The sequence below is a fragment of the Plasticicumulans sp. genome (genome assembly GCF_035331805.1).
Taxonomy (GTDB): Bacteria; Pseudomonadota; Gammaproteobacteria; order Competibacterales; family Competibacteraceae; genus Plasticicumulans.
Map to the genome: position 1 here is coordinate 1,516 of NZ_DAOLKE010000183.1, position 5,648 is coordinate 7,163.

The window sequence follows — 5,648 nt, forward strand, 5'->3', positions numbered from 1 at the left end:
TCAGCCGTCACGCCACGCCGGCGCCCGCTTGTCGAGAAACGCCGAAACCCCTTCGCGGCCCTCGGGGCTGGCGCGCAGGCGGGCGATGCGTCGGGCGGTGTCGTCGATCAGCGCCGCGTCGAGCGGGCGGCCGGCCACGTCGCGCACCAGCCGCTTGGCTTCGCGCATCGCCTGCGGACCGTTGCCGGCGAGCGTCGCCAGCAGTTCATCGACGCGCGCCGCCAGCCGTTCTGGCGCGACCACTTCGTGCACCAGCCCGAGCCGCAGCGCGGTCGCGGCGTCAAAGGCTTCGGCCGTGACGCACCAGCGCCGTGCCTGACGCGCGCCGATCGCGGCGACCACGTACGGCGAGATCACCGCCGGGATCAGCCCGAGCCGGGTTTCGGACAGACAGAAACTCGCGGTTTCGGCGGCGATCACGACATCGCAGCAGGCGATCAGCCCGACCCCGCCGCCATACGCCGCGCCCTGCACCTGAGCGATGACCGGCTTCGACAGGCCATCGAGCGTGCGCATCAGTTCGGCCAGCGCGCGGGCGTCAGCGAGGTTCTGCGCCTCGTCGTAAGCAGCCATGCGCCGCATCCAGTGCAGGTCGGCGCCGGCTGAAAAGCTTTTGCCGGCCGCGGCGAGCACGACGATGCGGACCGAATCATCGGCGTCGAGGCGCCGTAATTCCGCCGTCAGCTCGGCGATCAGCGCGTCGTCGAAAGCGTTATGCAGTTCTGGACGATGAAGCGTAACGATTGCGACATGCCTTGCAGTCAAACTAGCTTCAATAGCCATACGATTCACGCCATGCATCCGGGCGGAACTTCAGGAATTCAGGGTGTGCGCCTGCAATCTTACCCCGAGTGCATTCAACAACTTGGCTATCGTTTCGTATCTTGGTTTTGCGCCGGGAGCAAGCGCCTTGTACAGACTTTCCCGACCGAGACCGGTTTCCCTGGCCAATTGAGCAATGCCGCGCGCCTTGGCAACATTTGCCAGTGCGGCCAACAGTACGTCGGGGTCTGGGTCCTCCAGGGCAGCCGACAGATATTCGGCAATGACTTCCTCATTGTCGAGATAATCCGTTGCATCATATCTGGAAAATGTAGTCATGGCGCGTCCCCGAGCAGTTTGACAATAGCCTTGGCGCGCCTGATATCCTTTTTCTGCGTTGACTTGTCGCCACCGAGCAGCAGGAAGATCATCAGTCGGCCACGTATCGTGAAATAGACCCGATAGCCGGGTCCGACATGCACGCGCATCTCATGTACGCCATCGCCGACCGATGCGCAGTCGCCGAGATTGCCGCGTTCGGCTGAATCGATACGGGACAGAATCCGCGCTTTGCCGGTATGGTCATTGAGAGCGGAAAGCCACGCATCGAAATCGCTGGATCTGAGCACGGTGTACATGGCGTCAACCGTATCCGACTGGATACAGACTGACAAGCCGCTTCTTGATTCCGTCCGCTTGCCGTCTCACATCCGGAACACCCCGAACCCCGTCCTTTCGATCGGCCGGTTCAGCGCCGCCGAAATGCCGAGGCCGAGCACCCGGCGCGTGTCGGCCGGATCGATGATGCCGTCGTCCCAGAGCCGGGCGCTGGCGTAGTACGGGTGGCCCTGGGTTTCGTACTGCGCGCGGATCGGCGCCTTGAAGGCATCCTCGTCTTCGGCGCTCCACTGGCCGCCGTCGCGTTCGATCGCCTCGCGCTTCACCTGCGCGAGCACGCCGGCGGCCTGCTCGCCGCCCATGACGCTGATGCGCGCGTTCGGCCACATCCACAGGAAGCGCGGCCCGTAGGCGCGCCCGCACATGCCGTAGTTGCCGGCCCCGAAGCTGCCGCCGATCAGCACCGTGAACTTCGGCACCTGCGCGCAGGCGACGGCGGTGACCATCTTCGCGCCGTCCTTGGCGATGCCGCCGGCCTCGTAGCGGCGCCCGACCATGAAGCCGGTGATGTTCTGCAGGAACACCAGCGGGATGCCGCGCTGGCAGCAGAGCTCGACGAAGTGCGCGCCCTTCAGCGCCGCCTCCGAGAACAGCACGCCGTTGCTGGCGACGATGCCGACCGGATAGCCGTACAGGTGCGCGAAGCCGGTGACCAGCGTCGGACCGTACAGCGCCTTGAACTCGTCGAACTCGCTGGCATCGACGAGGCGCGCGATGACCTCGCGCACGTCGTAGGGCTGGCGCGGATCGGCCGGGATCACGCCGTGCAGCTCTTCGGGCGGATGCAGCGGCTCGCGCGCCGGCAGCAGCGCGAGTCCGACGGGCTTGACGCGGTTCAGGTTCGCGACCGCGCGCCGCGCCAGACCGAGCGCGTGCGCATCGTCGAGCGCGTAGTGATCGGTGACGCCCGAGCGGCGGCAGTGCACGTCGGCACCGCCGAGTTCCTCGGCACTGACCACCTCGCCGGTCGCGGCGCGCACGAGCGGCGGGCCGGCCAGGAAGATCGTGCCCTGAGCACGCACGATGATCGATTCGTCGGCCATCGCCGGCACGTAGGCACCGCCGGCCGTGCACGAGCCCATGACCACGGCAATCTGCGCGATGCCGAGCGCCGAGAGCGTCGCCTGGTTGTAGAAGATGCGGCCGAAGTGCTCGCGATCCGGAAAGACCTCGTCCTGGTTCGGCAGGTGCGCACCGCCGGAATCGACCAGGTACACGCAGGGCAGATGGTTCTCGCGCGCGATCTCCTGCGCGCGCAGGTGCTTCTTCACCGTCAGCGGGTAGTAGGTGCCGCCCTTGACCGTGGCGTCGTTGGCGACGATCACGCATTCACGGCCGTGGATGCGGCCGATGCCGGTAACGAGCCCGGCGGCCGGCACCGGCTCGGCGTACACCCCGTGCGCGGCGAGCTGCGAGCACTCCAGGAACGGCGAGCCGACGTCGAGCAGCGTGCGGATGCGCTCGCGCACCGGCAGCTTGCCGCGCGCGACGTGCCGGCGCATCGCCGCATCGCCGCCGCCGCGCGCGATGTCCGCGACCTGCGCGCGCAGGTCGGCGACCAGCGCGGCCATGGCTTCGGCATTGCGGCGGAACTCCCCGGCGCGCGGGTTCAGGCTCGAATGCAGCGTGCTCATCGGCAGGCTCCGGGCGGGACGGCGGCGCGAATCTAGTTGACGCACGCGTCAGCCGCCTGCCGCTGGTGCATCGGCGTCTGGCTGGCATGTGCCGCATGCGTCCGCCGGCCGGAGCTGGCTATAAGCGCAACACCACGCTGATCCCCCCGGCGTTCCTTCCCCCCTGCCCGGCCGGCGTGTCACGGCCGAGGAGTTGTTCGCGATGATCCAGGCGTTTGCCGTGCTGCTGTTCTTCCAGTTCCTCGGCGAGGTCGGTGTGCAGGGCTTCGGCCTGCCGTTTCCGGGGCCGCTGCTCGGCATGCTGCTGCTGTTCGTGGCGCTGCTCGTGCACGGGCGCGTGCCCGAAGGGCTGCGGGCACTGTCGCAGTCGCTGATCGGCAACCTGATGCTGCTGTTCATCCCGGCGGTCAGCGGCGTGATGATCCACTGGCAGAAGGTCGCCGCCGATGGCGTGGCCTTCGTCGTCTCCGGCGTGCTGGCGACGGCGCTGACGCTGGTCGTGACCGCGCTGCTGCTGAAGCATCTGCTGGCACGACGGGCGCACGGCGACGCGGATAACGGTCCGGATGCGGGTACGCCGTCATGAACGACCTGTTCCAGCTCTGGGTGTATCTGGCCGCCTCGCCGCTGCTGTGGCTGCTCGTGACCGTGCTCGCGTATCTGACCGGCGTCTGGCTGTTTCGCATCAGCAAGGCCAATCCGCTGTTCACGCCGGTGCTGGTCGGCGTCGTCATCGTGGTTTCGGTGCTGCTCGTGACCGGCACGCCGTATCCGGTGTACTTCGAGGGCGCGAAGTTCGTGCACTTCCTGATCGGCCCGGCGACCGTGGCGCTGGCCGTACCGCTGTACAGCGTGTTCGGCCGGCTGAAGACGATGCTCCGGCCGCTGCTGATCGCGCTGTTCGCCGGCGCGCTGACCTCGATCGGCAGTGCCATCGGCATCGCCTGGGCGCTCGGTGCCTCGCGCGCGACGCTGATGTCGCTGGCGCCGAAGTCGGTGACGATGCCGATCGCGATGGGCGTGGCCGAGCGCATCGGCGGCATCCCGTCGCTGGCGGCGGTGGCGGTGGCGGTGACCGGCATCTCCGGCGCGATGATGGCGCGCGGCCTGCTGAACCGCCTGCGCATCGAGGACATGGCCGTGCGCGGCTTCGCCGCCGGACTGGCGGCACACGCGGTCGGCACCGCCCGCGCCCACCAGATCCACCCGGACGCCGGTGCCTTCGCGGCGCTGGCGATGGGGCTGAACGGCATCGTCACCGCGCTGCTGCTGCCGTTGCTGGTGCGGCTGTCCGGCTGAACGACCGCGGCCGGACAAATGAGAACGGATGACAAATACGGCCGATCGCGTTATTGAGGCGCGGTCCGTCCCTTCCCTGTTCCTGTCAAAGGCCCGCAACGATGCAAGGCAACCCGCAGATCATCGCCACCCTGAACCAGCTGCTGACCGGCGAACTGAGCGCGGCCGACCAGTACCTGTACCACGCGCACCGCTACCTCGACTGGGGCCTGCACGCGCTCTGGGAGCGCACGCACCACGAGATGGAAGAGGAACGCCAGCACGCGCAGGTGCTGATCGAACGCATCCTGTTCCTCGAAGGCAGGCCCGATGTCGCCAGCCGCGATCCGCTCGCGCTCGGCAGCGATGTCGAGTCGATGCTGAAGAACGACCTTGCGCTCGAATACCAGGTGGTCGGCGCCCTGCGCGCCGCGATCGCGCAGTGCGAGCAGCTCGGCGACTACCAGACGCGCAACGAACTGCTGCCGCTGCTCGCCGACACCGAGGAAGACCACGCGCACTGGCTGGAGCAGCAGCTCGGCCTGATCGACCGGATCGGGCTGGAGAACTACCTGCAGTCGCAGATGGGCCAGGCGCCGTCGGCGAGCTGATCCCGCGGTTTTTCCATCATCCCTGAAAAGCCAGCGCCCCGACCGGCAGACGGTCGGGGCGCTGGCTTTTCAGGCTTTCAGCCGATGCGGGCGATGATCAGCCCTGCGCCGGCCACGTGAACGTGATCTTGCTCATGCGTTCGCCGACGTGGACGGTCTTCGAGTAGTGCTGGCCGAAGCCCTGGGCATCGACCTTGTATTCGCCGGGCGGCAGCTGCACGAACAGCATCGGGCCGTTCGGCACGGTTTCGAGCACGGTCGAACCCTTGTGGTCGCTGATGCGGATCTGCGCATCGCTCAGGAACGAACCGTTGGCCGTCGCCAGCGTGATGCCGAGATTGAACTGGTTCTCGACCTGATTCATCGCGGTGCGTTCTTCATCGCCGACACCGCCGCTCAGGTAGCGGATCGTGCCGGACTGCTGGATCACCGGCATTTCGGTCGGCGCTGCCGCCAGCACCATGGTCGAGCCGACCGCCGAACCGGCTGCAGCCGTGGTGGCGAAACCGAGGGCGATGATGCCGAGGGCGATACCGCGGCCGCGAACAGGCATGTTCATGATGGCTTCCTCCGGGGGGATGGCAAAGGCCCATCAGGGCGAGCACCTGCATCGACCACCCGCGGTGCGCCGGGTTCCGGCAGCCGACGCAAGTACCTGAAAACCCGGTACATCGCTGATCAGGAG

8 protein-coding genes are annotated in these 5,648 nt (G+C 67.4%); 3 read left to right on the plus strand and 5 right to left on the minus strand.

What is annotated here, in order from left to right:
- The 4 genes from PKE44_RS12660 to PKE44_RS12675 all read right to left on the minus strand — a co-directional run bounded on the left by PKE44_RS12660 (position 1) and on the right by PKE44_RS12675 (position 3,074).
- Positions 1-801, minus strand: a complete 801-nt coding sequence (locus tag PKE44_RS12660; RefSeq protein WP_324551747.1) for an enoyl-CoA hydratase/isomerase family protein — start codon at positions 799-801, stop codon at positions 1-3.
- 12 nt (positions 802-813) lie between these two features.
- Positions 814-1,101 carry an addiction module antidote protein gene (locus PKE44_RS12665; protein ID WP_324551748.1) on the minus strand — a complete coding sequence of 96 codons (288 nt, stop codon included), beginning with the start codon at positions 1,099-1,101 and terminating at the stop codon, positions 814-816.
- Entirely contained in the window at positions 1,098-1,400 is a 303-nt protein-coding gene (locus PKE44_RS12670; protein WP_324551749.1) for a type II toxin-antitoxin system RelE/ParE family toxin, read from the minus strand. The genes PKE44_RS12665 and PKE44_RS12670 overlap by 4 nt, the downstream gene beginning before the upstream one ends.
- 66 nt (positions 1,401-1,466) lie before the next feature.
- Positions 1,467-3,074: a carboxyl transferase domain-containing protein gene (locus tag PKE44_RS12675; RefSeq protein ID WP_324551751.1), complete on the minus strand. Its 1,608-nt coding sequence runs from the start codon at positions 3,072-3,074 to the stop codon at positions 1,467-1,469.
- A gap of 202 nt (positions 3,075-3,276) precedes the next feature.
- Between PKE44_RS12675 and PKE44_RS12680 the strand changes: the two genes are divergently transcribed.
- The 3 genes from PKE44_RS12680 (at position 3,277) to bfr (ending at position 4,963) form a co-directional block, all read left to right on the plus strand.
- On the plus strand, positions 3,277-3,660 hold the full coding sequence (locus tag PKE44_RS12680; protein ID WP_324551753.1) for a CidA/LrgA family protein: 384 nt from the start codon (positions 3,277-3,279) through the stop codon (positions 3,658-3,660).
- A complete protein-coding gene (locus PKE44_RS12685) occupies positions 3,657-4,373 on the plus strand; it encodes an LrgB family protein (protein WP_324551755.1) in 717 nt (238 codons plus the stop codon). Before PKE44_RS12680 ends, PKE44_RS12685 begins: the two co-directional genes overlap by 4 nt.
- 101 nt (positions 4,374-4,474) lie before the next feature.
- Positions 4,475-4,963 (plus strand): bacterioferritin, encoded by a 489-nt coding sequence (bfr, locus tag PKE44_RS12690; RefSeq protein ID WP_324551756.1) that lies wholly within the window; start codon positions 4,475-4,477, stop codon positions 4,961-4,963.
- Between the two features lie 97 nt (positions 4,964-5,060).
- Here bfr and PKE44_RS12695 read toward each other — a convergent pair whose 3' ends face one another.
- Complete coding sequence (locus PKE44_RS12695; RefSeq protein WP_324551757.1) at positions 5,061-5,522, minus strand: carboxypeptidase regulatory-like domain-containing protein; 462 nt, start codon at positions 5,520-5,522, stop codon at positions 5,061-5,063.
- Positions 5,523-5,648 lie beyond the last annotated feature (126 nt).